Source organism: Bacillus sp. (in: firmicutes) (genome assembly GCF_031983925.1).
Taxonomy (GTDB): Bacteria; Bacillota; Bacilli; order Bacillales; family Bacillaceae_G; genus Bacillus_A; species Bacillus_A pacificus.
Genome location: NZ_DALYZR010000014.1, coordinates 26,031 through 52,242, shown reverse-complemented (window position 1 = coordinate 52,242; position 26,212 = coordinate 26,031). Strand labels below are relative to the sequence as shown.

The following is a 26,212-nucleotide window of genomic DNA, read 5'->3' as shown; positions in this document are numbered from 1 at the left end:
TATATAATGAACGCTTTATGGAGGTGAATTTATGTCAAATAATAATTATTCAGATGGATTGAATCCCGATGAATCTTTATCAGCTAGTGCATTTGACCCTAATCTTGTAGGACCAACATTACCACCAATACCACCGTTTACCCTTCCGACTGGGCCAACTGGACCGACTGGACCAACTGGGCCGACTGGGCCAACTGTACCAACTGGGCCAACTGGACCGACTGGACCAACTGGGCCAACTGGACCGACTGGTACAACTGGTACAACTGGACCAACTGGTGCTACTGGACCGACTGGGCCAACTGGTACAACTGGTACGACTGGACCAACTGGGCCAACTGGTACGACTGGACCAACTGGGCCAACTGGTGACACTGGTGCTACTGGATCGACTGGGCCAACTGGTGACACTGGTGCTACTGGACCGACTGGGGCTACCGGACCGACTGGGCCAACTGGTACGACTGGACCATCAGGGCTAGGACTTCCAGCAGGATTGTATGCATTTAACTCCGCTGGGATTTCTTTGGATCTTGGACTTAATGCTCCAGTACCATTTAATACTGTCGGATCTCAGTTTGGTACAGCAATTTCTCAATTAGATCCTGATACTTTCGTAATTAGTGAAACTGGATTCTATAAAATTACTGTTATCGTATATACTGCAGCAGTAAGTGTATTAGGTGGCCTTACAATTCAAGTGAATGGATTACCTGTACCAGGTACTGGGGCTACTTTAATCTCAGTTGGAGCACCTATCGTTGTTCAAGCAATTACGCAAATTACGACAACTCCATCATTAGTTGAAGTAATCGTTACAGGGCTTGGGCTATCATTAGCTCTTGGTACAAATGCATCTATTATTATTGAAAAAATCGCTTAATTTTTTTACTTAGCAGTAAAACTGATATCAGTTTTACTGCTTTTTCATTGGTAAATTCAATCATTAAATCCTTCTTTTCTACATAGTCATAATGTTGTATGACATTCTTCAGGAGGCACTTATATGGAAAATAAATCGGCTGTCCAGCTTTATCTTGAGTTATTAAAGAAAACAATTTTATTTGAAATATGGTTAGAATACGAACCATACTTACCTGCTTCGTTACATATATCTAAAGAACTATCATATGAACCAGTTACGGTTCCACTTCCTTTATTTCTTAAGCAGTATGTAGAAAATCACAATTTAAAAATCGTTAATCCTAATGTTTCAAACAATGAGCGTCAAGGTGGCAAGGATTGGCCAAGAGCTGCACACAGTATGGTTGGTCGAAAACGTATGAATCAATTACAAGAAGCGATGGAAACTGTAGTCAGGGAAAATATAGAAGGCGATTTTATTGAAACTGGTGTATGGCGCGGAGGATCATGTATTTTTATGAATGGGTTTTTACAAGCAAACAACATTAAGGATCGTACTGTATGGGTTGCCGATTCGTTTGAAGGTCTGCCCGCACCTAACTTAGAACAATATCCGAAAGATTACGGTGATTATTTACACACATTCGATTACTTACGAGTTTCTTTAGAAACAGTGCAAGAAAACTTTAGAAAATATGATTTATTAAATGATCAGGTGAAGTTTTTAAAGGGGTGGTTTAAAGATACATTGCCTTCAGCACCGGTAGAAAAAATTGCAATTGCTCGCCTTGATGGTGATATGTATGAATCAACGATGGATAGCCTTGTAAATTTATACGATAAAGTTTCAACAGGTGGCTTTATTATTATTGATGATTATGGATTGATAACATGCGCAGAAGCTGTAACAGATTTCAGAAGTGAAAGAAACATAAAAACTCCTATGACTCAAATTGATGATTTCGGTATTTATTGGCGAAAAGAATAGAATACAATTTTATTCTTTTTGGGGGGTTCTATCACACTACTGATTCATAAGAAGCAATCGTGTAAAGTTCCCCTCACTATAAATGTTTAACTTATATATGCAATAAAAATCTCTTACTTTACTACAAGGACGGAGTGAAGGTATGAACGAAAATGAGAAAAAAATCACATTAATTCCCCCCCCAGAACTCGTTCAATATGTAGGTGGTGACTTTGAAGAAGTTGGAAAAGAGTTTATGCAGTATTTTATTGAAATTGGCAATTTAAAATCAAATGAAACAGTGTTAGATGTAGGCTGTGGTATCGGCCGGATGGCGGTTCCATTAATGAACTATTTAAGCGATGATGGTACTTATTATGGATTTGACTTATTTAATAAGGGAATTACATGGTGCAAAAATAACATTTCAACACGCCATAACAATTTCCATTTTGAACATGTCGATATATATAACCAATTCTACAATCCCGATGGAAAAGAAGATGCTTCCCAATACAAGTTTCCATATGAAGATGAATCATTCGATTTTATTTTTTTAACGTCTGTATTTACCCATCTCCTTCCGAAAGAATTAGAACATTACGTACGCGAGATTGCACGAGTTCTGAAAAAAGATGGGAGATGTTTTATTACTTTCTTTTTAATTAATCCTGAATCTTCTTATTACTTAAATGCAGGACTAAGTCCGTTAGGTTTTTACCATCAAATTGACAATTGTTATGTTCTAAATAAAGATATCCCGAATTTCGCAGTTGCCTATCCTGAGGAAGATATTCGTACTCTATTAAATAAATATGGGCTAGAAATGCAGACCCCTCCTCATTATGGTTCATGGTGTGGCAGAACTGAACACACAAGTTATCAAGATATGATTCTTACACAGAAAATTTCTGAAAGGTAGTTGTATATGGAAAATATAAAAAATGTACCTCTCGTTTCCATCCTTATTCCTACCTATAATCGGCCACATTATTTTAAAATTGCTCTAGAAAGTGCATTAGCACAAACGTATTCAAATATTGAAATTATTGTAGGAGACGATAGCACAAATAATGAAACAGAAAAATTAATATACAGAGATTATTTACATAAGCATAAACATATAACATACATTCGAAACCCCTCTACTTTAGGACAATTTCATAACGCCCTTATGCTTTTAGAACAATCAAATGGAGAGTACATAAATTTCTTAATGGACGATGATATATTTTATAAAAATAAAATTGAAAAAATGATGTTTTATTTCCAAAAAGACTTAGATCAAAATCTCGCACTTATTACATCTTACCGTACTTGGATTAATGATGATGGAGAGATAATTGAACAACACCCCTCCATGAAAAGATTATATGATGAAGATACTCTATTAAATGGGAAAGATCTTGGAAACCATATGCTTATACTAGGGCAAAATATTATTGGTGAACCTACGACTGTACTCTTTCGAAAACGCCTATTAACAGAACCTTTCGGTACTTTAAATAGTAGAAATTATAATTGTAGTGTGGATATGGCTTCTTGGATCAGTTTACTTTCCAAAGGTGATGCAATCTATATCACGGAACCTTTAAGTTCTTTCCGCCTTCATACGGGACAGCAAGTACATCACAAATACCTTGAAGGTTGCGAAGATTTTTCACATCTCGTTTTACATTCAAAAAAATATGGTTTTCTACAAGAGATTGACTATTACAAAACGAGTCTGTTAAAAGCTTGCGAATGGTATAAAAATGCTACAACATTTTATCAGCTATATCCAGAACTCATTCCAACGACCGATACACATACTCGCCTTTCTCATTGTTTGAATATAGTTACAAAAGAACTCCATGCAATATAATCCATCACAAGGGGGAATTCCTTCCTTGTGATGTATGACTTCCCGCAAATAGTGGAATAAATGTATGCATAGTCTGCTTGTATATTATTTTTATCATGACATGATCCATATACTTACTAGGCGATAGAAAGGAATACACACATTGAAAGATTCAAATTCTCAATATCAAATAGACTACGTATTGCTATTCATTTTATTTGCCATTGGGATTGTTAGTTGTTTTGCAATTGCAAGTGCACAAGCCTCTTTACCACCATTTTTACAACATGTAAATTTTGTATTAAAGCAAATCCAGTGGTACTTCATTGGATTCATAGCCATTGGTATGATTATGATTATCGATTTCGATCGTTATCAAAAAATTGCTTGGTATTTATATAGCTTTGCATTGGTACTACTTATTGGACTAGAATTTCAAGTACCAGGTGCCGTTACAATTAAAGGTGCGACTGCTTGGTACAGGCTCCCAGGCATCGGAAATTTCCAGCCTTCCGAAATTATGAAATTGTTTTTAATTATTGTCATCGGACGAATTATAGCTAATCATAATGAGAAATATTTTTACCGAACAATACACGACGATTTTCTATTACTCGGAAAAATATGCGCAACAAGTTTGCCGCCACTACTACTGATTGCAAAGGAACCTGATTTAGGAAACACGATGGTAATTTCAGCTATGCTCGCAGCAATGATATTAGTTTCTGGTATACGTTGGCGTTTTATTTTCGGGTTAGTTTCCGGTATCTTTGTAGCTGGCTTTACATTAACGTATATTTTTTTCACTCATACAAAATTCTTTAAAGCACACATTTTACAAGAATATCAATTAAATCGCTTCTACGGCTGGTTAGCGCCATACAAATATGATGCGCAAGGCTATCAATTAAGACAAGCTTTCTTAGCTACCGGATCAGGAGAAATGCAAGGAAAAGGTTGGGAAAATGGACAAGTATACTTTCCAGAACCACATACAGATTTTATTTTCACGAATGTCGCTGAGCAATTCGGATTTTTAGGCGCAAGCGTCATTATTGCACTTTTTTTCCTACTTATTTTCCGCATGATTCATATCGCTATAGAAAGTAATGACCCTTTCGGTAGTTACATCTGCGCTGGTACAATCGGAATGTTTACTTTTCAAGTATTTCAAAATATCGGGATGACAATCGGATTACTACCTATTACAGGCATCACACTACCCCTTATGAGCTACGGAGGAAGCTCCTTACTCACATACATGATAGCGATTGGATTTGTTTTGAACGTCCGCTCAAGAACGAAAATCTTTATGTTCAACTGAAGCACAAAAACGGTATATTTTTATCTCTATCCTTTTTTAGATATACTAATGAAAAATATGATGGAGGTTTACATATGAAATATGACATTATAGGGGATATTCATGGATGCTTCCAAGAGTTTCAAGATTTAACGAAAAAACTCGGATATAACTGGAATAGTGACTTGCCGATTCACCCTGATCAACGCAAGCTTGCTTTTGTTGGCGATATCACAGATCGCGGTCCTCATTCATTACGTATGATTGAAATTGTATGGGAACTTGTCATAAATAAAAAAGTAGCGTATTACGCTCCGGGAAATCACTGCAATAAACTATACCGATTTTTCCTTGGACGTAATGTGACAATCGCTCATGGACTCGAAACAACTGTTGCCGAATATGAAGCACTGCCTTCTCATCAACAAAACATGATAAAAGAAAAATTCATCACACTTTACGAGCAATCCCCTTTATATCATGTACTCGATGAAAAAAGGTTAATTGTGTGTCACGCCGGCATTCGGCAAGATTACATAGGAAGACAAGATAAAAAAGTACAAACCTTTGTATTATACGGCGATATTACAGGAGAAAAACATGCTGACGGCTCTCCTGTCCGTCGCGACTGGGCGAAGGAGTATAAAGGAACAGCTTGGGTTGTATATGGACATACACCCGTAAAAGAACCTCGCTTTGTAAATCATACAGTCAATATTGACACTGGTGCTGTATTTGGTGGCAAACTAACTGGACTACGTTATCCTGAAATGGAGACTGTTTCCGTTCCTTCCTCCCTGCCTTTTGTCCCTGAGAAATTCCGCCCAATTTCATAACCCATATGTAAGGATTACCGTATCATTTAGGCGTCTCTCATATAAAAACTGGGTAAAGTCATTAAAAAAAGATGCAATAAAGTGCATCTTTTTTTAATGACACGGCATATACTGTCGCAGGAGGTGACAGAATGAAGAAAAAATCTTCTAAACAAAAAAGAAAATGCCCGCCTTTTTATCTGCCCATGTACGGAATTAACAACTGGTGCAGCATTCGAGCTGCAGCTGTAGAAGAACTGGAAGAACAAGAGGCTTCCACAAAAAACAAAGATAGACCAAAATATGTCTCATTACAGAATGCTGTAATGAGCCGCATAATTGATAATAGAAAAGCAAAGATGCAGCAAAAAAATAAACCTCTCTCTACTCATATTGAACAGATTGTGCCTTCTGAGCAAGTAGAGAAGAATACAGAAGAAAACAGCCCTGTAGCAATAAATAAAAAAGCGGAAGCAGAAATTCCAGCTGCTATTATAAATCAAGTGAAAAAAATTAAAGAAGCATTAGTACCATCAAATGATATACAAACAGAAAAAACGATTATCATTCAGACCCCTACATCTGAAAATACAAAAGTAAAAAAAGATGGGCGGTATGCATATGCAGAGGGTCTTCACTCTCATGCAGAGGGTACAGCTTCACATGCAGAAGGACTTCTGACACATGCAAAAGGTTCTTTCTCTCATGCAGAAGGATCAAAAACGAAAGCAACTGGACATAGTTCCCATAGTGAAGGAAGTGAAACGACAGCAAGTGGCGCTTATTCTCATGCAGAAGGTAAACATACAATCGCTTTAGGCGAAGCAGCACATGCAGAAGGAACCGCGACTATCGCTAACGGATTCTCTTCTCATGCGGAAGGTAATCATACATCAACAGCTCATTTTGCAGGTAGCCATATTATGGGGCGCTTCGGCACAGCAGATGAATCTTATTCTTGGTTTATTGCAAACGGCACAAATGAAACCGATCATAATATCGGTGCAAAGTGGCTTGCTCATAATGGAGAAATGTACATTGAGGGCGCTTCTTACAATGCAAGCGGAACTGATTTTGCGCAAATGTTTGAAACAGTAGACAATACTTTTATTGATGTAGGTTATTTCGTTACATTTAGTAGCGAAGAAAAAATTCGAATCGCTACTTCAAACGATTCATTCATCTTAGGAATATCTAGCGCCACCCCCGCTCTTATAGGAAATAGCGGCGCTTTAAGTTGGCAAAAACGCTATAAAACAGATAGCTTTGGAAAACGTCAATATGTACGTACGGAATCGCAAGACATACAACCTCTTTTAAATACAGAATGGGATCCAGCTTGCAAATATATAGCAAGAAAAGACCGTAACGAGTGGCTTCCTGTCGGATTAATTGGACAAATGTTAGTACGTGATGACGGTACTTGCGAAACGCATGGATATTGTCGTCCAAATAACGATGGCATTGCTACAAAATCTGAAAGTGGCTTTTTCGTTATAAAGCGCACGGGTGAAAACCAAATTTTAATATTATTCCGCTAAGAAAAAAGGGAACAAAATTCTTCGTTACATAAGAATTTTGTTCCCTTTTTAAGTATGTCTTAATACCGCTTGCATATCGCTTGGAATCGGTGTAGTGAAAGACATTTCTTTCTCTAAAATAGGATGATAAAACGTCAAGGATGTACTGTGAAGCGCTTGTCGCTTCATTTCATCTCTTTTTCCACCATATAAATTATCGCCAAGTAGCGGATGTCCTATGTGCGCCATATGTACACGAATTTGATGCGTTCTCCCTGTATCGAGCTCAAGTGATACGTGCGTCTTATGATTCGCACTATCGATCACTCTAAAATGAGTAACAGCTCTTTGCCCATCCTCACAAACGGTTCGCTCAATAATGCTATCCGATTTTCGTCCAATCGGTGCGTCAATCGTTCCTTCTCTTTCTACCATCTCACCGTGAACGATCGCTTCATACGTTCTTTTCACAGCTTTTTGTTGATGCTGTTTCGATAAAAGATGATGTACGAAACGATTTTTTGCAATCAGCATAAGCCCTGAAGTATCACGATCTAACCTCGTTACGATGTGCACCGTACTTGCAAGATGTTGCTTATCATAATGAGATAAAAGTGCATTTGCAACACTTCCAGCCGGATGTTCTCTAGACGGAATCGTTGACATGTTCGCCTCTTTGTTTATGACAAGAACTGCATCATCTTCGTATACAATACATAAAGGGATATCTTCTGCAATCATCCCTTCACTTCTTTCCTCCACTGGAAAAAAGACACGTAATTCTTCACCAGCTTGCAACTGATAGCGAACGCTCGCATGTTGACCATTTACTTCAATAGCTCCGCCGTGAAACTTTATATCCGTTAATGCGGCTTTGGAGATCCCTTTTGTTTTTAAAAATTCTCTAACCAAAGTTCCTTCCTCAGCCGAGTCTATATCCCATTTCAATGTAAATCTGTTCAAATATATAAACCCTTTCTATTTATCTGCAACAAACGAGTCACGAACTCGTTTCCAGAACGGAAATGGTCGGAAACGAACAAATCGTACTTTCTCGTTTGCCACGCGATACTGAATTGATTTCACATCTTGATGAACCATCGTTAAATGGTCCACCGTAATTTGTAAGTTCATTCCTGCAGTCGGCTTCAGCACGCATGTATGATGTTTCGGCAATACGAGCGGCGAACCTACCGTACGAAACACACGGTTATTAATAGATGCCATTTCCGCAATTTGAATCGCTTCAATAGAAGGGTGAATAATTGCTCCGCCAAGCGCCTTATTATACGCAGTACTTCCCGAAGGAGTAGAAATACAAAGGCCATCCCCGCGGAACGTTTCAAAGTACTCTCCGCGTATTTCCACTTCTGTTACTAATGTACCTTCTGCACTTTTCACAGTCGCTTCATTCATCGCTAAATACTGTGACTCTTTACTCCCATTCACATAGCGAATAATCACTTCTAAAAGCGGATATTCCACCACTTGGAATGGTGTTTTAGCAATTGCAATTACTAATTTCTCTACTTCTGTCGGTAACCAATCTGCATAGAAACCTAAATGCCCTGTATGTACACCAACAAATGCTGTTTCATCCAATCGATTATAATAACGATGAAACGCATATAAAAGCGTTCCATCTCCCCCAACAGAAATTACAATATCGGGTTCCTGTTCATCCATTATAAATCCAAAATCTAGCAAGTATTCTTTCATCGTGCTTGCCAGTGCATCTGATGATTGATCTCCCTTTGACATAATTGTAAATTTCATCGCCCAACACCCTTTAGTTTATGATTCGGAATCTTTCGTTTCTTGCTTTCTTGAAAAAGCTTTCTGCGCTTCTTGAATTTCAAGACGGATAGAAGACATTTCTTCATCTAATAAAAATGCTGCTTCCGCTGCACGTTGCAAGCGTATTTTAATATCTTCAGGAAAACGCCCACTATATTTATAATTTAAAGAATGCTCAATTGTTGCCCAAAAGTTCATTGCTAGCGTACGTATTTGGATTTCTACCAATACTTTTTGTTCACCTTGAATCGTTTGAACGGGGTAACTAATGACAACATGATAAGAACGATAACCGCTATCTTTCTTCTGCGTGACGTAATCACGTTCTTCCACGATTTCAAAGTCATTTCGTTTTCTAAGATATTCTACAACAGGCTTAATCTCATCAACAAATTGACACATCATTCGAAGGCCCGCGATGTCTTGCATATCTTCTCTTAGCCTGTCTAACGGTACATTTCTCTTCTCCGCTTTATCAATAATACTTGCAACCGACTTTACCCTTCCTGTTACAAACTCAATTGGAGAATGCTCTGTTAACATTGCAAATTGAGTACGCATTCCTTTTAGTTTCACTTTCAGCTCTGCCACCGCTTGGTGGTAAGGTGCTAAAAACTCTTCCCAATTTCGATTCATTTCAACCACCACCAAAATCAATCCATTTGCTTATAGAAATACTTTTTCTACAGCAGTTACTAGTTCTTCTCCGTAATTTGCATTACCTTCAATATTTTCAACTAAATATTCTACTTCTTCTTTTAAACCTTCTAATTCCATTTCAATGTCATTCACGCGAACAAACATAACCACGTCGTTATTCATCGCTTCATGCATTGCTTCCCAGCATGTATGCGGAATGCTTACATAAATGAAAGATGATTCGTTTTCTAAGATATATAAAAATGATAAATTATCTGAGTCTACAAGTACGTGATTACGCGCACTTAACTCCTTTACCTCTATTTCACTATTTTCCGCACAAAAAATAAGAGCATTCTCTCTCTTTTCTACGCTCTTAACTTGGATTTTATTTTGCATGCTCTAACTCCTCCATCTCAACTTCCTGTCTTACTTAACAGTATTATTGTATCATAACATGGACGCAAACAAATAAAACATTGAACCAAATTTGTGAAAAAGCGATAATGTGTAAAGAATTATTTTTCAAAAGGAGCGCGCATACAATGACACAAGAAATTGAAATTGAATTTAAAAATATTGTTACAGAAGAAGAATTCAATACATTATGTAAATCATTCTCTATTGAAGGATTTACGAAACAGGTGAATCACTACTTTGAAACACCGAGCTTCTCATTAAAAGAAGCTGGCTCTGCACTTCGTATTCGTCATAAAGGCGCAACTTATACATTAACATTGAAACAACCTGCAGAAGTCGGCTTGTTAGAAACGCATCAAGTTATAACAGCAGATGAAGCAAGATTGATGATGGAAACAAATACAATTATTCAAGGCGCTGTAGTAGATCAACTACACACATTACAAATTCCTGTTTCTGCTTTAACTTATATGGGTAGTTTAACAACTGAAAGAGCCGAAACACTATTTGAAGGCGGAACGCTTGTCTTTGATCATAGTTTCTATTACAATCACGATGATTATGAAATTGAATTTGAAGTGCAAGATGAAGAAGCAGGCAAAGCTTCATTTATTCATTTGTTAAAGCAACACGACATACCAATCCGTCATACAAATAATAAAGTAAAACGCTTTTTCCTTGCCAAACAAAACAAAGCACGCTAAAGTGAAAATTCCACTAGTGAATACGTTCTACTAGTGGATACATCTCACTTTTTGAAAAAGAAAAGATTCTTTTACATCTGTAGAATAAGCAAAGAACGTTATGAAGGCTGTTTATTTGCCCTCCCTAACATTCCATTGCTACAATAGATATACATTTCATGGAAAAAGGAGTTTAAAAGGATGAGCAAGCAACCGATGACACCATTTGAAGCAATTGGCGGTGAACAATGCATTGCAATATTAGTAGACACATTTTATTCCTATGTCAGTAAACACCCTGACCTATCTCCCATCTTCCCGGATGATTTAACAGAAACAGCTAGGAAGCAGAAACAATTTTTAACACAATATTTAGGTGGTCCTAATTTGTACACTGAAGAACATGGTCATCCTATGTTAAGAGCACGCCATCTCCCGTTTGAGATTACTCCAAAACGAGCAGAGGCTTGGCTATCGTGCATGGAGCAAGCAATGGATGACACAGGAGTGCACGGTCATATAAGAGAGTTCGTTTTTGAACGTTTAGCATTAACTGCTCAGCATATGGTTAATACTCCAAACGAAACAGGTGAAATATAATGGATAAACAGGAAGCAAAGCATATCAATATGCCATCTCCTTCCGCATGTGAGCATAAGTCTGTAGAAGCATATTTATTTATTGATCCACTTTGTAAAGATTGCTGGGAAATTGAGCCCTTTATTATTAAACTATGGCTTGAGTACGGGAAATACTTCTCTATTCGTCATATCGTAACAGGAAAAGTGGACGGAACGAACGCTTCCTCACACAAATGGAATAAACCTGCTAATATTCGATTTGTGTGGGAAAAGACAACAAGTTTACAAGGTTTTTCATGTGATGGAAAGGTACATATGCAAGAAGCATCGTCAACACCATATTTAGTTTCGATGGCAATTAAAGCAGCGGAGTTGCAGGGCCGAAAAGCAGGTTCGAAGTTTTTGCGAAAACTCCAAGAATACATTTTCCTTGAAAATGTATCAAATCCTGACTGCGAATTATTACTTGCATGCGCAAAAGATAGCAATATTGATGTAGAAGAATTTAAAAAAGACCTATATTCCGCTAGCGCAAAAAAGGCTTTCCAATGTGACTTAAAATTCACAAATGAAATGCATATTACAGAAATACCTTCTCTCGTATTCTTTCATGCAAATTCAGATGAAGAAGGTATTAAAATCGCTGGAACGTATTCCTACGACGTCTACGTACAATTATTGAAAGAACTTGTAAAATGTGAAATCGAGCCAGAGCCATTACCACCTTTAGAAGTATTACTGGAAGCGACACAATTTATCTCTTCAAAAGAAGTAGCATTTATATATGACTGCTCGAAGCAAGAAATTGAACGTGAACTAAAAAAATTACAACTGAAACGAAAAGTACAAATGATTGACGTAAAATGTGAGCGTTATTGGAAATGGATAGCAAAAGAAAAAGACCTGGTGTAAACACCAGGTCTTTTTCTTTACGGCTTATAAAAATATTAAAGGGGATGGGAGAAATTTTCACGTTCAAACAAAGGGGTATATGTTTGTATGTGAATTCGTTCACGCTTATTATATTACAAGATTCGACGTCAGATGACAACCCCTTTTGTCGAATTTCACACTTTTGTCACATTCTAAACGTTTTCATTTTTGAATAAGCTATAAAAAAGCTATTTTGGAGGTGTTTTGTATGAAAAAAACGTATATTTTACTTATCATTCTAGCCGTCATCGTTTCTTTTTTCTTGTACATCCTCTCTCTACTACAAGCTTTTCCTAAAATGATTGCCTTTCCTCTTTTATTCGGAGTCATTGTCATCGCTCTCTCTTATTTCAACCATAAAAAACGATTTAAAGGGTTTTAATGAACTGTAAAACTGCCTTCTAGTTTAGAAAAAAGAAGACAATTCGATTTATTTTCTCGACAAATATCGACAAAATGACATCAAGAAAAAGACGAGGCAAATTCCTCGTCTTTTCTATTACTTCTCTTCAAATAATAATGCTTCTAATTCATTTAATTTCTCTTCAAATACTTGCAATGCTTCTTTTACCGGTTCTGGAGATGCCATATCTACTCCAGCTTTTTTCAGCACTTCAATTGGGTAATCTGAGCTTCCTGCTTTTAAGAACTCATTAATGTAACGTTCTACTGCTGGTTGCCCTTCTTCTAAAATTTGTTTAGATAGAGCCGTTGCTGCACTAAATCCTGTTGCGTATTGGTATACGTAATAGTTGTAGTAGAAGTGCGGAATACGAGACCACTCTAAACCAATTTCTTCATCAATTACTAAAGCATCACCGAAATATTTCTTATTTAAATCATAGTAGATCTCCGTTAGCATGTCTGGTGTTACCGCATGTCCCTCTTGTACTTTCTTATGAATAATATGCTCAAACTCTGCGAACATCGTTTGACGGAATACAGTACCACGGAATCCTTCTAAATAATGATTTAATAAGTATAGACGCTCTTTCTTATCTTCTGTCGTTTTTAATAAATAATCGTTTAGAAGCGCTTCATTACAAGTTGATGCTACTTCCGCAACAAAGATTGAATAATCCCCGTATACGTGCGGCTGCGTTTTTCTTGTGTAGTAACTATGGACAGAATGGCCAAATTCATGAGCAAGTGTAAATAAATTATTTACATTATCATGCCAGTTCATTAAAATATAAGGATTTGTTCCATATGCACCAGATGAATATGCTCCGCTTCGTTTTCCTTTATTCTCATACACATCTACCCAGCGATTTTCATATGCTTCTTTCAAAATATCAACATACTCATCACCAAGTACATGTAAAGACTTTAATAACATGTCTTGCGCTTCTTCATATTTCACATTCATTTTCACTTCTGGTACAAGTGGTGTATATAAATCATACATATGAAGCTCATCAAGCCCTAGTGCACGCTTACGAATATCAATGTAACGATGTAGCAAGTGTAAATTGTCATTTACAGATTGAACAAGTTGATCATACACCGCTTCAGGAATATTATTATTACTTAATGCTGCTTGACGTGCAGAGTCATATTTACGAACACGTGCATTGAAATTATTACGCTTTACAGCTCCGCTTAACGTACTTGCAAATGTGTTCTTATATTTTCCGTACGTTTCATATACAGCTTTGAATGCATCTTCACGCACACGACGATCATCACTTTCTAAAAACTGAATGTAACGGCCATGTGTAATTTCTACTTCTTCTCCATCCTCACCTTTAATAGATGGGAATTTCAAATCCGCATTATTCAACATACCAAATGTATTACTTGACGCACTCATTACTTCAGATGCTTCTGCTAATAAAGCCTCTTCCGCTTCAGATAATACGTGAGGGCGTTGACGCGTAATTTCTTCTAACGCATGTTCATATACACTTAATTCTCTATTTTCTTTCAAGAATGTTTGCAATGTATCTTCTGAAATCGATAAAATTTCAGGCACAATATATGCTGTGCTACTAGATACTTGTGAATATAAATTTGTTGCACGGTCATTTAACGCTTGATACACAGAGTTTGTTGTATCTTGATCGTAACGCATATGTGCATATGTATATAGCTTACCTAATCGCATTGAAATTTCATCTTCATATTGCAATGCTTCAAGTAAATTGTTCGCAGAGTCACCAAGTTTCCCTTTAAATTCAGTTAACTTCGGTAATAGCTCTTTAATAGCTTGGAATTCTTGTTCCCATTCTGCATCTGTTTGGAAAATATCTTCTAATCGCCACGTACTTGATTCTTCAATCTCGTTACGATCCGGTAATGTTTTTGCTGTGTTTTGTTCAGACATGCTTTAAGCCCTCCTTTAAATATCTCTACTTACATACAATTCGATTTTTCTTATGTAATTCCTTCACGATCAGTCTTTATTATATCCGCTTTTCCTTCTCTCATGTTGTACTTTGCCTCAAATAAAGATAAGGCATACGCTAAACTACTTTCATCATATTTCATAACTTCCTCCTCTGTTTTTACCATAACTATCCCCCGTATTTTCTGGTACTTATAAGTCCCTACTTTACGTAATACACCTGTATAGCATAAAAATGTCATATACTCAGTAACTGCTACTTTCCATATATGCTGTGAAAAGTACGGGAGCATACGCCTTTTCGTATACTTTTTTATATAACTCCACACGTATGGAAGGGAAATATAATCCCCTACCGCAAGCTCGCCTATACACTTCATATATAAAAAAGCTTGCCATATAAATGGATTTGTTTGAAAAGCAAATGAGGACGGAAGCGGCACACCAATTTCAGAAGGGAAATTTGCTGGGGTACATTTACAGTGATATAAGAGGCGTAATAGTGATTTATGATTATAATTCCAAATAGGCAAAGCATTTTTTCGAAAATAGTCCTTTCGCTTCTTCCATTCTCGTTCTAATATCTCCTTTTGAAAAGGAACAGAAGAAAAGAGCATTTCAAAAGTAGTCGTTTCAGTTGGTAAATATATAATATGTGAGAAAGAGACGCTTGTAGAAAACGAAGTGAGAAACGCGCATTTCATAAATGATTTTTGTTTCGAGCAGAAGAAAATAAGAAGTGGCTGAGGATAAGATTGTAAGGAGAAAGCCATAAGGGAGGAAAATTTCACCCAATAGGCAGAGTGCTTTTTCAATTGATTTCCACCAATAATCCAAATGACCTGTATACCAGCTCGCCAATACGAATAGGTTCGTTTGTACAGCTGTTCTATAGAGAGATTCGCGCACTGGTATTCAATCGCAACTTTTCTCCCTGCTCTCTCTATGAAAATATCTGGTCGCTGCTGAATCTCTGGTAAATAATGCTCTATATCTACATGAAAGTTTTGACGTTTGAACCATCTATATAACAATTCTTTACCGTGCCTATGATACATAGATTCTGCTTCATAAAAGGCTAAACATGAATCTTCTTTCTTATGAGCAAAATGCCACTTTTTTTGTTTTCCTAATCTCATTAGTACTTTTTTCCCACAAGCTATGCAAACGAAGCTTTCCCTTTTCCGCATACGATGTAAAATCTCTTCATCATGATGATAGAGTAGATGAATTTTCTCTCCGTTTTCTCTTTTGGCGATAAACATCGGAATCACACCCTTTCAGCTCCTTATATTCTACAATTTATTACAAATTCCTTTTAAAAAAGAGATGTCCCAATTTCGGACATCTCTTTTTATAATAATGGCGATAATAACCGATACGTTGATTCAACAATTCTTCTATGCAGACGCCTTTTATGAAAACGATCGACGTGAATTTCACTGGATTCTTCTAAATCGTCTTTAAAATCTTGAACAAGTTTTCGAATGCTATCTGTATCATATAAAAAGGCATTTACTTCAAAGTTCAAATGAAAACTTCTCATATCCATATTAGCTGTCCCAATTGAAGCTAAATCAGAATCGACAATGACAACTTTACTATGAAGAAAACCTTTTTCGTATTCATATATCTTTACCCCTGCATCTAAAAGCTCTGGGAAGTATGACCTTGATGCATAAAAGACAGTGCGCTTATCAGGCTTACTCGGCATTAACAAACGAACATCGATACCAGCAAGTGCCGCTACTTTTAATGCGGACAAAATATCATCATCCGGGATGAAATACGGCGTTGCAATCCAAATGGATTTCCGCGCAGAAGCAATCATGGCAAAATATAAATGTTTAATTGTTTCCCATTTATTATCCGGTCCACCTGCAACGAGCTGCACGCCTCCCCAATGCTCCCCCTCAACTGCTTTCGCTTGTAAATATTCAGGGGCTAGCACAGCCTCACCAGTCATATAAAACCAATCTTGAAGGAAAATAAGCTGCAAACTTTGCACAGCTTCACCACGTAAATATAAATGTGTGTCTCGCCAAAAGCCGAAGTACTTATCCTTCCCTAAATATTCATCACCAATATTTAATCCACCTACAAATCCTTCATTTCCATCAATAATAACGATTTTTCGGTGGTTTCGATAATTAATCTTATCGTTTAAAATCGGAAAGCGTACAGGGAAGAACGGAATCATTTCGACACCTGCGTCGTTTAATTCTTCAATATATGATTTTGATAATTTAAAACTTCCAACCGCATCATATAAAAAACGAACGACTACGCCTTCTTTTGATTTTTGTATTAAAATATCTTTAATTTCTGTTCCAAGCTTATCATCACGCACAATGTAATATTCCATATGAATGTGATGTTTCGCTCGTTTTAATCCATCTAAAATAGCCTGAAACGTTTCATCTCCATTTGTTAATGTTCTCGTTTCAGTTTGAAATGAAATATTTAAAGCGCCTAAGCGATCCGCTAAACGAAATAACAGCTCTTGATGCTTATGATTGCGCAAAATCCGTTCTTCGTAATCTTCATGCCCCTTATATTGTAAAAACGCTTGTTCATCGAGCAACGCCTTCTTTTGGAACATTCTCTTCCTCCGAAAGTTCTGTCCGAATAATAAATAAGCGAAAAATCCAAATACCGGAAAAATCCCTAACACAATGAGCCATGTAAGTGTTTTTGACGGATGACGGTTCTCTAAGAAAATAACGCAGCCAATTAAAAATGCAGATACCGTAAATAAAATACTAATAATACCTAAAATCGAAACATCTTTTATCCCAATTACATCCGAATAAAACGCTACATCAATAAACATACGTAATGACACAAATAATGCAAACAATAGTAACACAAAAAAAATCAACTTTAACGTATTTTTCATCTCTTACCTCCTTACTAAGAAAGCTTTCCTATTCTTCATATAAAAAGCCGATTTCATACTACAGAAATCGGCCTACGTTTTAGCAGGAAAATTATTGCGAATTGTTTCAAGCGCATGCTCTTTCACAATTTGTTTCCCATACTCACTTACACGATGAATTGTTAAAGTTGATTCTTCCCCGTATTCTAAAACAATGCTTAAAATGCGATCAATTTCTTCTTCATCATGTAGCACTTCATCGAATTCCACATATACATAATAGCGGTCCTCAAATGAATACAGCTCATCTTTTATATCTTCAAAGATAAGACGGTGGCTTAATGAAATGACATCTTCAAAATCATTAAACTTAATTAAAAAGCCAAACGTACCATCTTCGTTAAAGTTTGTACCTGCTTGTTCTTCTACCTCTTCCACTACTTCTTGCTGGAATAATGATTCAATACCTTCATCTAGAGGAATGTCTATAATTTTATCTACACCTATTGGTAGTTCTAGCTTTTGTCCATCCTTTGAAAGTTCTGCTTTCGTTACAAGTACTTCAATCCCTTTATCGACTGCTTGCACTTGAATCCATAACGGCCCATCAATAAAGAAATCGTCATGATCACGAGCTTCGTCCATCATTTCCCAAAAGAGCTCTTCGCTTCTTTCGCGGTCATACCAAATTTCCTCACGATTAAAGCCTCTGTCCTCTATATCAATGTACGTAATAAAAAATTTCATCGTATGATCATTAATTCTTTCAATATCCAAAATACAACTCTCCCTTCCTGCTTAGAATTGTTATGAAGGGATTCCCCACTCATATGACAAATCAATAGATTCTTGTACTCTCATTTTATGATAAGATTCTCCAGAATGGAAATAAAATCGATTTATTTTACAAAAATAGTTATATACCTATCTTCATTCAATGGTATACACAAATATATCATTGTGGCGATTACTCACTTATAAAAAATTTGGACATACATTTCCATCTTCCCCCGTACACTGTAATAAAGTGAAACTTTTATTAGAGAAGATGCTTTAGTCCTTTTCACCACATACATATAGTTCGCTTATTAAAACATCATAAATGGAGGCAGACGAATGGACTTAGAGTTTTTAACATCTGTACTAATGATTGTCGGTATCGATGTTGTATTAGGTGGTGACAACGCAATTGTCATCGCACTAGCTAGCCGAAATTTACCTGAATCGAAACGAAATAAAGCTATTTTGATCGGTACTCTTTTAGCAATCGTACTAAGAATTATCCTTACTATACTAGCTGTCTATTTGCTCGACATTCCATTTCTGCAACTTATCGGGGGCATTTTACTTACATTCATTGCAGTAAATTTACTAACTGATAATAGCAACGATCTTTCTTCTATTCAAGGAAAAACAACTTTATTTCAAGCTGTGCGTACAATTGTATTCGCGGACCTTGTTATGGGATTTGACAACGTTATCGCCATTGCAGGGGCAGCTCACGGAAGATTTTTACTCGTAATAATCGGTTTACTCATTTCTATCCCGATTATTATTTGGGGCAGCAAACTCATTTTAATACTTATGGAACGCTTTCCATTCCTCATTTATTGCGGGGCAGCAATTCTCGCTTATACAGCAGGAAAAATGGTCACACATGAAGACAGACTGGCAACCTTTTTTCATAACAACCCAAGTTTCACTGCAGGCATTCCTTACTTATTTATTTTCACCATCTTATGCATCGGTTTTATCGTTCAACGAGTTCGATTACGAAATGTGAAACATTAAAAAAAACCTTCTACTATATAATAGGTAGAAGGTTTTCATATTATTATAATTAATTTACAAGACGCTGTGCTTCACGTAATTGGAACGTTCTTACTGTACGTGGTAAGAAACGGCGGATTTCGTCTTCATTGTAACCTACTTGAAGGCGTTTCTCGTCAATCATAATTGGACGACGTAAAATCCCTGGATAGTCACGAATCATCTTATATAAATCTTGAAGTGGTAAAGACTCTAAGTTTACATTTAATTCTTGGAAAACTTTCGAACGAGTAGAAATAATCTCATCCGTTCCGCTTTCTGTCATGCGTAAAATCTCTTTAATTTCCTCAATCGTTAACGGATCTGAGAAAATATTACGTTCTGTATAAGGAATATGATTTTCCTCTAGCCATAATTTCGCCTTTCTACAAGACGTACAGCTTGGAGAACTATATAATGTTACCATACAAAGCTCACTCTCCTTAAAGAGTACAAATTCTGTACTAATTACAGTTTAAATTTCTTAATTCAGCAATTTTTCGCGATACCTTGTCTTAAAACAAAGTGCAAAAATTGCTTTTCATGTAAGCAACAACTTTTAGTAAACAACAATTACTTTTAATAAGTAACTTCTATAATCATTATACAATAGATTTTGCAAGAAATATACAGTAAATTTCCTTCTAATTGAGAAAACTCTTCCGTGCATTTCACTGCTATGTAACATAATCACACTTACTTCATCTGTTCTTTAACAATAATCTTCAACCCTCTTAACGCTTGCTTTTCATAGATTTTTCATATGATTTATAGTTATTTCCTCATAATCTTTTCTATGAAAAAGAGAACGTTTTCTTACCTTTTTTTGATAAATCAATCAAGAAATGTAAGACTATATAAGTGAGAATTAAAAGAACGTTTGTTCTTATTTTAACAAACATTTTCGTTCATGTCTATACGATTTCTAAAATATATTAAATATTTTTCTGACATTTCTTTCTTTTTCATCTTTTATCTCATACAATAAAAATACAGACAGGCAAAGGGGGAATTTGCAAATGATTGCTTTTTTTATTGATTTTGTCACTGTTGCTGCCCTCATCATCGGAATAACAGCATTGATTGGTGTCATTACAAATAGCATTGGTGAAAAACTCTTTGGCGGAAAAGAAAAGATGAAGTTTGTTAATAAAAGTTTGGATGTACAATCCGGCTGGAACGAGGTTGGCGGGAAAGGTATTTATAAGAAACGTACGTATTAAAAAAAGCAGGCAATTACCTGCTTTTTTCTTATTTCTCTACTGACGCCCATTTAAAGCTTAAATCGCCGCCATATTTATGGTTGTACATATTTTTAATGGAATCTCTTTGTAAGTATGCTCTACCACGTTGATATACCGGTACAATCGCAGCGTCATCAAGTAACATTTTCTCTGCTTCTAGTAAGCTTTTCCAACGAGCATTTACATCGCTTCCATCTTTTTTCGCTTTCATGATAATCTCATCATATTTCGGATTAGAATATTTCATTTTATTTTGTGATCCATCAGTTACAAACATATCAAGATATGTAATTGGATCTGGGAAGTCTGCACTCCATCCAGAGAATGACATGACGAAATCGCCCGCATCTTCCAATTTTAGTTTTTGCGCGAATGGTTGTTGTTTAATTTTCACTGTTAAACCTGGTAAATTCTTTTCTAACTCACCTTTTAAATATTCCCCTGTTTTCTTCGATAATTCAACATCTTCGTTTAATAACTCTAATTCGATTTCATTTTTACCAAGCTCTTTTTTACCAGCTTCCCAATATTTCTTCGCTTCTTTCACGTTTGGTTTTACAATATCTCCATTTACAGCACGGAAGTCCTTTTTATCCGGTCCTTTAATGAAGTTATCAGGAATTAATCCTGTCGCTGGCTTAGAACCGTTATTTAATAATGTATCAACGAACGGTTTACGTTCAAAAGCAAGTGAAATTGCTTTACGAATATTTTTATTTGCTAACGCTGGATCTTTTTGATTTAAACGAAGGAAGAATACAGATGTATCTTCTACTGTTTGGAAATCTGGTTTTCCTTTATATTTATCGATGAACTCCGCTAATAACGTCGCTCGATCGACTGCGTTTGTTTCATATAAATTAATTGGTGTAGACGTATCTTTAACAATATTAAAGTTTACTTCCTCAATCTTCACTTCTTTATTATCCCAATATGACGCGCTCTTTGTCATTTTAAAGCTACGTTCATGTTGCCAATCACTTAATGTAAATGGTCCGTTATAAAGTGTTGTATTCGCTTCCAAACCAAACTTCGTACCTTGCTCTTTCACAAACTTTTCATTCACAGGATAGAAGATTGGATATACCATTAAATCTACAAGATATGGAATGGAATTATCTAATTCCACTTCTAATGTATAATCATCAATCGCCTTTACCCCTAATTGGTCCGGACTCATCTCTTTTTTATTAATTTTCTCTGCATTTTTTATATCATACATAATGTACGCTGATTTCGCAGCTGTATCTGGGTTAATCGCTCTTTGCCATGCGTATACGAAATCTTTCGCTGTCACAGGCTCACCATTTGACCATTTTGCGTCTTCACGTAATGTAAATGTATATTTTTTACCGTCTTCTGACTTTTTGAATTCCTTCGCTACACCAGGAACTAGCTTATCATCTTTTCCTAAACTGTATAAGCCTTCCATCGTATTAGTCATTACTCTTGAAGAAACTGCATCAGCTGATAACGCTGGATCCATCGTTGGAATCTCTTGTGTTTCAATTAAGTTAATAACTTGCTTCGCACCGCTTTTCCCGCTATCCCCTTTTGCGTTCGCTTGCGGTTCATCTTTTTGGTAGCTACATGCCCCTAACATCATGCTCATCGCTACTGTTGATACTACAAAAACTGGCATCTTTTTTTTCATATTTCCACCCTCCACAAAAATGTTAGCCCTTTCATTTTCAAACAAATAGAAATATATATATGTTCCAATAATTCATATTATACACACAAATATATTTTTTGTATATTTATATTTCTATTTTATTAAAATTTTCTGTTAAAAAATAAACCTTTGTAAACGTTTCATATTGCTGATTTCCCTTACTGAAATGTCAGAAATAATTATTTTTATATTTTTCTAAATTATTAGATAAAAATAAATTTTATATTCTATAATACTTTCTGCATAATTATCCTTCTGTTTTTATCATAAAATAGCGCTCCCTTCATAATAAAGATATGTAGGTTAAAATGAGTGCAAAGGTTAAGAAAGTATGTTACGATACACTTTGCTAAAAATAGATATCGGTAAAGAGGGGACGGACATGACAGCAATTCAGGCAAAAAACGGGCCCACTGAGAAATTAAGTTTATTCTTATTAACATGGCCTATTTTTCTAGAAGTTTTTCTATTTATGTTAATGGGGATCGCTGATACTTTCATGTTAAGTGCATTATCAGACGATGCTGTATCTGGGGTTGGTGCAGCGAATCAATATCTCCATATCGCTATTTTGGTACTAGAAGTCATCGGGAACGGCGCAGCTATCGTCGTATCTCAATACCTCGGTTCCAAACGTTTTATGGAAGCATCTAAAATATCAGCTTTAGCCGTCACATTAAATTTAGTGGTCGGACTCGTTATAAGTGCTGGTTTTCTTTTATTTTCAAAACATATGATGATGGCGATGAACTTACAAGGCGATGTACTTATGTATGCACAGAGCTATTTATCTATCGTCGGAGGAGCTATTTTCCTTCAAGCTATTATTAATTCATTAGCCGCAATTATCCGCGTACACGGCTTCACAAAGCAAGCGATGTTTATTTCACTTGGAATGAATATTATTCATATCGCTGGAAACTACGTACTCATTTTCGGGAAATTTGGTTTTCCAGAGCTTGGTGTACAAGGGGCTGCCATTTCTTCTGCTGCCAGCAGGCTAATCGCGCTTATCGTTTTCTTCTGGTTACTGTACCGCGTTATGGAGTACCGTGTGAAATTACAATACTACTTCACCTTATCAAAAGAATACATCGGAAAAATTTTAAAGATTGGGATTCCATCTGCATTTGAGCAGGTTATGTATCAAGCTTGCCAAATTGTCTTCTTATACTATGCAACATATTTAGGAACGGAATCGTTAGCGGCTAGACAATACGCTACGAACATTTCTATGTTCACTTATTTATTCGCTATTGCAATCGGTATGGGAACAGCTATTATTATTGGGCGCCTCGTTGGCGGTGGTGAAAAAGATGAAGCGTATGAACGTGTATGGAAAAGTGTAAAGTGGGCGATTGGTGTCACTTTATGTATGGTTGCTCTCGTTATTACATTCCGCACACAATTAATGGGACTATTTACAGATAATCCGCACATTATTTCGTTAGGTGCAAGCGTTCTTTTACTAAGTGTACTACTTGAAACAGGACGTACGATGAACATCGTCATCATCAATTCACTTCGCGCAGCTGGTGACGCAAAGTACCCAGTTTTAATCGGCGCATTTTCTATGGTGTTAATGAGTTTACCACTCGGCTACTTTTTTGCCTTCCATTTAGATATGGGGCTCGTTGGTATTTGGCTAGCAATTGCTATTGATGAATGGACACGTGCTATTATTATGTTCTTCCGCTGGAAAAGTAGAGCGTGGGAACGTTATGCACTTGTTAAACCTCAAGAACAAGAGGAGATTGTTTCTGTTCAGGCGCAATAATACTCGTTTAATTAAGGTGTAGTCATTCGTATAGGCAACTTATATCTGCGATTCTTTAAATATATCGACTTACCGAGAAATATTGACAACTCTTTTATATAGTAAAAAAATCCATTCTTCCGTGATAGAAGAATGGATTTTTTATTATTGATAAATCTCTTTATATTTCTTATACTCCGCTTCAGAACATAATACGAAATGTCCTGGGCGAATTTCACGCATTGTCGGTTCTTCACTACCATAATTGTGCTGAGATGGATCGTATACGATACGTTTACGATTGCGCTCATAATCTGGATCTGGAAGTGGAATTGCTGATAATAGTGATTTTGTATATGGATGAATTGGATTTGCATATAACTCATCACTTGTTGTTAATTCAACGATTTGACCACGATACATTACGCCAATGCGGTCACTAATGTATTTTACCATTGATAAATCATGGGCAATGAATAAGTATGTTAATCCTTTTTCTTTTTGTAACTTTTTCAGTAAGTTTACAACTTGTGCCTGAATTGATACGTCAAGTGCTGAGATTGGCTCATCGGCAATGATAAATTCAGGTTCTACAGCAAGTGCACGAGCGATACCGATACGTTGACGTTGTCCACCTGAGAATTCATGCGGGAAACGGTTTGCGTGCTCTTTATTTAAACCAACTGTGTTTAATAATTCATGAACACGGTCCATACGATCTTTTTTGTTTTTCGCTAACCCGTGAATATCAATACCTTCTGCAATAATATCCCCTACTGTCATACGCGGGTTTAATGATGCATATGGATCTTGGAAAATCATTTGCATTTTACGGTTGAATTTCTTCAGTTCCGCGCGTGATTTTTTACCATGTACATTTTCACCATCAAACAATACTTCACCAGCAGTTGCATCATATAAACGAATGATCGTTCTTCCAGTTGTTGATTTACCACAACCCGATTCTCCTACAAGACCAAATGTTTCTCCGCGGTAAATATCAAATGAAATATCATTAACCGCTTTGACAACACCACCACTCACGTCGAAGTGCTGCTTTACATTTTTTACTTCAATTAATTTCTCACGTTGTTTAGTCATGTTGTTCACCTGCTTTCATTTGAAGAATACGTTTTTCAACGACTGCCGGCGGTTTTACTTCTGGAGCTTGCTCATGAAGTAACCAAGTTGCTGCATAGTGTGTATCACTTACTTTAAATAAAGGTGGGTCCATTTCAAAATCAATTTTTAATGCCTGTGGGTTACGTGGTGCAAAAGCATCTCCCTTTGGCGGCTTCAATAAATCTGGAGGCGTTCCAGGGATTGCATATAACTCTTCTTCTGAACCATCTAAACTTGGCATAGATGCGATTAAGCCCCAAGTATATGGATGTTTTGGGTTGTAGAAAATTTCATCTACAGTTCCGATTTCAACAACTTTACCAGCGTACATAACTGCTACGCGGTCCGCAACATTTGCCACTACACCTAAGTCATGCGTAATGAAAATGATTGCTGCTTCTGTTTTTTGCTGAATGTCCTTCATAAGCTCTAAAATTTGCGCCTGAATTGTAACGTCTAGCGCTGTTGTCGGCTCATCCGCAATCAATAATTTCGGGTTACAAGCTAACGCCATCGCAATAACTACACGCTGCCTCATACCACCAGAGAATTGGTGCGGATATTGTTTTAAACGAGCTTCTGGATTTGGAATACCTACAAGGTCGATTAATTCCAACGCAACTTTACGTGCGTCTGCTTTACTCATCCCTTGGTGTTTAATAAGGCCTTCCATAATTTGATTTCCAATTGTCATCGTTGGGTTTAATGATGTCATTGGATCTTGGAAAATCATCGCGATATCTTTACCACGTACTTGCTGCATTTCTTTTTCTGTTAATTTCGTTAAGTCACGACCTTCAAATACGATTTCACCATTTTTAATGCGTCCAGGAGGATTCGGAATTAAACCCATTAACGCTTTAGAAGTAACTGATTTCCCAGAACCAGATTCTCCTACAATCGCTAATGTTTCCCCTTTTTTCAAATCAAAAGTAACGCCGCGTACAGCTTGTACTTCACCTGCATGTGTATCAAAGGAGACTTGTAAATCTTTTACCTCTAACAATGTTTTCATC

26 protein-coding genes are annotated in these 26,212 nt (G+C 36.5%); 14 read left to right on the top strand and 12 right to left on the bottom strand.

Annotated elements, in window-relative coordinates:
• Window positions 1-31 precede the first annotated feature (31 nt).
• The 7 genes from RTP99_RS24655 (at window position 32) to RTP99_RS24625 (ending at window position 7,333) form a co-directional block, all read left to right on the top strand.
• On the top strand, window positions 32-883 hold the full coding sequence (locus RTP99_RS24655) for a BclA C-terminal domain-containing protein (RefSeq protein ID WP_000069696.1): 852 nt from the start codon (window positions 32-34) through the stop codon (window positions 881-883).
• Window positions 884-1,006: 123 nt separating this feature from the next.
• A complete protein-coding gene (locus RTP99_RS24650) occupies window positions 1,007-1,852 on the top strand; it encodes a TylF/MycF family methyltransferase (protein ID WP_000428859.1) in 846 nt (281 codons plus the stop codon).
• A gap of 142 nt (window positions 1,853-1,994) precedes the next feature.
• Window positions 1,995-2,753, top strand: coding sequence for a class I SAM-dependent methyltransferase (locus tag RTP99_RS24645; RefSeq protein WP_001004738.1), 759 nt, complete (start codon window positions 1,995-1,997; stop codon window positions 2,751-2,753).
• A 6-nt stretch (window positions 2,754-2,759) separates the two neighbouring features.
• Window positions 2,760-3,695 (top strand): glycosyltransferase family 2 protein, encoded by a 936-nt coding sequence (locus RTP99_RS24640; protein WP_000427731.1) that lies wholly within the window; start codon window positions 2,760-2,762, stop codon window positions 3,693-3,695.
• Window positions 3,696-3,837: 142 nt separating this feature from the next.
• Window positions 3,838-4,998, top strand: a complete 1,161-nt coding sequence (locus RTP99_RS24635) for an FtsW/RodA/SpoVE family cell cycle protein (protein WP_000655328.1) — start codon at window positions 3,838-3,840, stop codon at window positions 4,996-4,998.
• A 74-nt stretch (window positions 4,999-5,072) separates the two neighbouring features.
• Window positions 5,073-5,813, top strand: a complete 741-nt coding sequence (prpE, locus tag RTP99_RS24630; protein ID WP_000872682.1) for a bis(5'-nucleosyl)-tetraphosphatase PrpE — start codon at window positions 5,073-5,075, stop codon at window positions 5,811-5,813.
• Between the two features lie 131 nt (window positions 5,814-5,944).
• Window positions 5,945-7,333, top strand: coding sequence for a peptidase G2 autoproteolytic cleavage domain-containing protein (locus RTP99_RS24625; protein WP_000730500.1), 1,389 nt, complete (start codon window positions 5,945-5,947; stop codon window positions 7,331-7,333).
• A gap of 48 nt (window positions 7,334-7,381) precedes the next feature.
• Here the strand turns inward: RTP99_RS24625 and RTP99_RS24620 are convergent, their stop codons facing one another.
• The 4 genes from RTP99_RS24620 to RTP99_RS24605 are packed head-to-tail and all read right to left on the bottom strand — an operon-like array spanning window position 7,382 to window position 10,147.
• Window positions 7,382-8,275, bottom strand: coding sequence for an RluA family pseudouridine synthase (locus RTP99_RS24620; RefSeq protein WP_011040118.1), 894 nt, complete (start codon window positions 8,273-8,275; stop codon window positions 7,382-7,384).
• A gap of 15 nt (window positions 8,276-8,290) precedes the next feature.
• A complete protein-coding gene (locus RTP99_RS24615) occupies window positions 8,291-9,088 on the bottom strand; it encodes an NAD kinase (protein ID WP_000673185.1) in 798 nt (265 codons plus the stop codon).
• An 18-nt stretch (window positions 9,089-9,106) separates the two neighbouring features.
• Window positions 9,107-9,745, bottom strand: a complete 639-nt coding sequence (gene yjbM / locus RTP99_RS24610; RefSeq protein ID WP_001081482.1) for a GTP diphosphokinase — start codon at window positions 9,743-9,745, stop codon at window positions 9,107-9,109.
• 30 nt (window positions 9,746-9,775) lie between these two features.
• Window positions 9,776-10,147 (bottom strand): UPF0738 family protein, encoded by a 372-nt coding sequence (locus RTP99_RS24605; protein ID WP_001180003.1) that lies wholly within the window; start codon window positions 10,145-10,147, stop codon window positions 9,776-9,778.
• A gap of 146 nt (window positions 10,148-10,293) precedes the next feature.
• On the opposite strand from RTP99_RS24605, the gene RTP99_RS24600 reads away from it, so the two are divergent.
• The 4 genes from RTP99_RS24600 to RTP99_RS24585 all read left to right on the top strand — a co-directional run bounded on the left by RTP99_RS24600 (window position 10,294) and on the right by RTP99_RS24585 (window position 12,747).
• Window positions 10,294-10,872: a CYTH domain-containing protein gene (locus RTP99_RS24600; RefSeq protein WP_000191109.1), complete on the top strand. Its 579-nt coding sequence runs from the start codon at window positions 10,294-10,296 to the stop codon at window positions 10,870-10,872.
• Window positions 10,873-11,052: 180 nt separating this feature from the next.
• Complete coding sequence (locus RTP99_RS24595) at window positions 11,053-11,451, top strand: globin domain-containing protein (protein ID WP_000043381.1); 399 nt, start codon at window positions 11,053-11,055, stop codon at window positions 11,449-11,451.
• The gene (locus RTP99_RS24590) at window positions 11,451-12,344 is read left to right on the top strand and encodes a ClpXP adapter SpxH family protein (protein WP_000360652.1); all 894 of its coding nucleotides are present in this window, start codon (window positions 11,451-11,453) and stop codon (window positions 12,342-12,344) included. Before RTP99_RS24595 ends, RTP99_RS24590 begins: the two co-directional genes overlap by 1 nt.
• A gap of 229 nt (window positions 12,345-12,573) precedes the next feature.
• Window positions 12,574-12,747, top strand: coding sequence for a hypothetical protein (locus tag RTP99_RS24585; protein ID WP_000754593.1), 174 nt, complete (start codon window positions 12,574-12,576; stop codon window positions 12,745-12,747).
• 117 nt (window positions 12,748-12,864) lie between these two features.
• Here RTP99_RS24585 and pepF read toward each other — a convergent pair whose 3' ends face one another.
• From pepF to mecA, 4 genes are all read right to left on the bottom strand, one after another.
• Entirely contained in the window at window positions 12,865-14,691 is a 1,827-nt protein-coding gene (gene pepF / locus RTP99_RS24580) for an oligoendopeptidase F (RefSeq protein ID WP_000003391.1), read from the bottom strand.
• A 50-nt stretch (window positions 14,692-14,741) separates the two neighbouring features.
• Complete coding sequence (locus RTP99_RS24575) at window positions 14,742-15,986, bottom strand: competence protein CoiA (RefSeq protein ID WP_000612701.1); 1,245 nt, start codon at window positions 15,984-15,986, stop codon at window positions 14,742-14,744.
• An 80-nt stretch (window positions 15,987-16,066) separates the two neighbouring features.
• Window positions 16,067-17,611 carry a cardiolipin synthase gene (locus RTP99_RS24570; RefSeq protein WP_000799204.1) on the bottom strand — a complete coding sequence of 515 codons (1,545 nt, stop codon included), beginning with the start codon at window positions 17,609-17,611 and terminating at the stop codon, window positions 16,067-16,069.
• A gap of 72 nt (window positions 17,612-17,683) precedes the next feature.
• Window positions 17,684-18,367 (bottom strand): adaptor protein MecA, encoded by a 684-nt coding sequence (gene mecA / locus RTP99_RS24565; protein ID WP_000350722.1) that lies wholly within the window; start codon window positions 18,365-18,367, stop codon window positions 17,684-17,686.
• A 339-nt stretch (window positions 18,368-18,706) separates the two neighbouring features.
• Here mecA and RTP99_RS24560 point away from each other — a divergent pair, with 339 nt between their 5' ends.
• Window positions 18,707-19,381, top strand: coding sequence for a TerC family protein (locus tag RTP99_RS24560; protein ID WP_000362602.1), 675 nt, complete (start codon window positions 18,707-18,709; stop codon window positions 19,379-19,381).
• A gap of 49 nt (window positions 19,382-19,430) precedes the next feature.
• Here RTP99_RS24560 and spx read toward each other — a convergent pair whose 3' ends face one another.
• Window positions 19,431-19,826: a transcriptional regulator Spx gene (gene spx / locus RTP99_RS24555; RefSeq protein WP_000258267.1), complete on the bottom strand. Its 396-nt coding sequence runs from the start codon at window positions 19,824-19,826 to the stop codon at window positions 19,431-19,433.
• 592 nt (window positions 19,827-20,418) lie between these two features.
• Here spx and RTP99_RS24550 point away from each other — a divergent pair.
• A complete protein-coding gene (locus RTP99_RS24550) occupies window positions 20,419-20,622 on the top strand; it encodes a hypothetical protein (RefSeq protein WP_000559976.1) in 204 nt (67 codons plus the stop codon).
• Window positions 20,623-20,650: 28 nt separating this feature from the next.
• Here the strand turns inward: RTP99_RS24550 and RTP99_RS24545 are convergent, their stop codons facing one another.
• Complete coding sequence (locus RTP99_RS24545) at window positions 20,651-22,297, bottom strand: peptide ABC transporter substrate-binding protein (RefSeq protein ID WP_000728614.1); 1,647 nt, start codon at window positions 22,295-22,297, stop codon at window positions 20,651-20,653.
• 352 nt (window positions 22,298-22,649) lie between these two features.
• Between RTP99_RS24545 and RTP99_RS24540 the strand changes: the two genes are divergently transcribed.
• Window positions 22,650-24,095, top strand: coding sequence for an MATE family efflux transporter (locus RTP99_RS24540; protein WP_041184457.1), 1,446 nt, complete (start codon window positions 22,650-22,652; stop codon window positions 24,093-24,095).
• Window positions 24,096-24,239: 144 nt separating this feature from the next.
• On the opposite strand, the gene RTP99_RS24535 is transcribed toward RTP99_RS24540, so the two are convergent.
• Window positions 24,240-25,175, bottom strand: coding sequence for an ABC transporter ATP-binding protein (locus tag RTP99_RS24535; RefSeq protein ID WP_000166342.1), 936 nt, complete (start codon window positions 25,173-25,175; stop codon window positions 24,240-24,242).
• Window positions 25,168-26,211, bottom strand: a complete 1,044-nt coding sequence (locus RTP99_RS24530) for an ABC transporter ATP-binding protein (protein ID WP_000854346.1) — start codon at window positions 26,209-26,211, stop codon at window positions 25,168-25,170. The genes RTP99_RS24535 and RTP99_RS24530 overlap by 8 nt, the downstream gene beginning before the upstream one ends.
• Between the last annotated feature and the right edge of the window lies 1 nt (window position 26,212).

What these genes read in the sequence shown, in the direction of transcription:
- RTP99_RS24655 (WP_000069696.1), top strand. Translation starts at nt 32, where the DNA reads ATGTCAAATAATAATTATTCAGATGGATTGAATCCCGATGAATCTTTA.
- RTP99_RS24650 (WP_000428859.1), top strand. Translation starts at nt 1,007, where the DNA reads ATGGAAAATAAATCGGCTGTCCAGCTTTATCTTGAGTTATTAAAGAAA.
- RTP99_RS24645 (WP_001004738.1), top strand. Translation starts at nt 1,995, where the DNA reads ATGAACGAAAATGAGAAAAAAATCACATTAATTCCCCCCCCAGAACTC.
- RTP99_RS24640 (WP_000427731.1), top strand. Translation starts at nt 2,760, where the DNA reads ATGGAAAATATAAAAAATGTACCTCTCGTTTCCATCCTTATTCCTACC.
- prpE (WP_000872682.1), top strand. Translation starts at nt 5,073, where the DNA reads ATGAAATATGACATTATAGGGGATATTCATGGATGCTTCCAAGAGTTT.
- RTP99_RS24625 (WP_000730500.1), top strand. Translation starts at nt 5,945, where the DNA reads ATGAAGAAAAAATCTTCTAAACAAAAAAGAAAATGCCCGCCTTTTTAT.
- RTP99_RS24615 (WP_000673185.1), bottom strand. Translation starts at nt 9,088, where the DNA reads ATGAAATTTACAATTATGTCAAAGGGAGATCAATCATCAGATGCACTG.
- yjbM (WP_001081482.1), bottom strand. Translation starts at nt 9,745, where the DNA reads ATGAATCGAAATTGGGAAGAGTTTTTAGCACCTTACCACCAAGCGGTG.
- RTP99_RS24605 (WP_001180003.1), bottom strand. Translation starts at nt 10,147, where the DNA reads ATGCAAAATAAAATCCAAGTTAAGAGCGTAGAAAAGAGAGAGAATGCT.
- RTP99_RS24600 (WP_000191109.1), top strand. Translation starts at nt 10,294, where the DNA reads ATGACACAAGAAATTGAAATTGAATTTAAAAATATTGTTACAGAAGAA.
- RTP99_RS24595 (WP_000043381.1), top strand. Translation starts at nt 11,053, where the DNA reads ATGAGCAAGCAACCGATGACACCATTTGAAGCAATTGGCGGTGAACAA.
- RTP99_RS24590 (WP_000360652.1), top strand. Translation starts at nt 11,451, where the DNA reads ATGGATAAACAGGAAGCAAAGCATATCAATATGCCATCTCCTTCCGCA.
- RTP99_RS24585 (WP_000754593.1), top strand. Translation starts at nt 12,574, where the DNA reads ATGAAAAAAACGTATATTTTACTTATCATTCTAGCCGTCATCGTTTCT.
- pepF (WP_000003391.1), bottom strand. Translation starts at nt 14,691, where the DNA reads ATGTCTGAACAAAACACAGCAAAAACATTACCGGATCGTAACGAGATT.
- RTP99_RS24570 (WP_000799204.1), bottom strand. Translation starts at nt 17,611, where the DNA reads ATGAAAAATACGTTAAAGTTGATTTTTTTTGTGTTACTATTGTTTGCA.
- RTP99_RS24560 (WP_000362602.1), top strand. Translation starts at nt 18,707, where the DNA reads ATGGACTTAGAGTTTTTAACATCTGTACTAATGATTGTCGGTATCGAT.
- spx (WP_000258267.1), bottom strand. Translation starts at nt 19,826, where the DNA reads ATGGTAACATTATATAGTTCTCCAAGCTGTACGTCTTGTAGAAAGGCG.
- RTP99_RS24550 (WP_000559976.1), top strand. Translation starts at nt 20,419, where the DNA reads ATGATTGCTTTTTTTATTGATTTTGTCACTGTTGCTGCCCTCATCATC.
- RTP99_RS24545 (WP_000728614.1), bottom strand. Translation starts at nt 22,297, where the DNA reads ATGAAAAAAAAGATGCCAGTTTTTGTAGTATCAACAGTAGCGATGAGC.
- RTP99_RS24540 (WP_041184457.1), top strand. Translation starts at nt 22,650, where the DNA reads ATGTTACGATACACTTTGCTAAAAATAGATATCGGTAAAGAGGGGACG.
- RTP99_RS24535 (WP_000166342.1), bottom strand. Translation starts at nt 25,175, where the DNA reads ATGACTAAACAACGTGAGAAATTAATTGAAGTAAAAAATGTAAAGCAG.
- RTP99_RS24530 (WP_000854346.1), bottom strand. Translation starts at nt 26,211, where the DNA reads ATGAAAACATTGTTAGAGGTAAAAGATTTACAAGTCTCCTTTGATACA.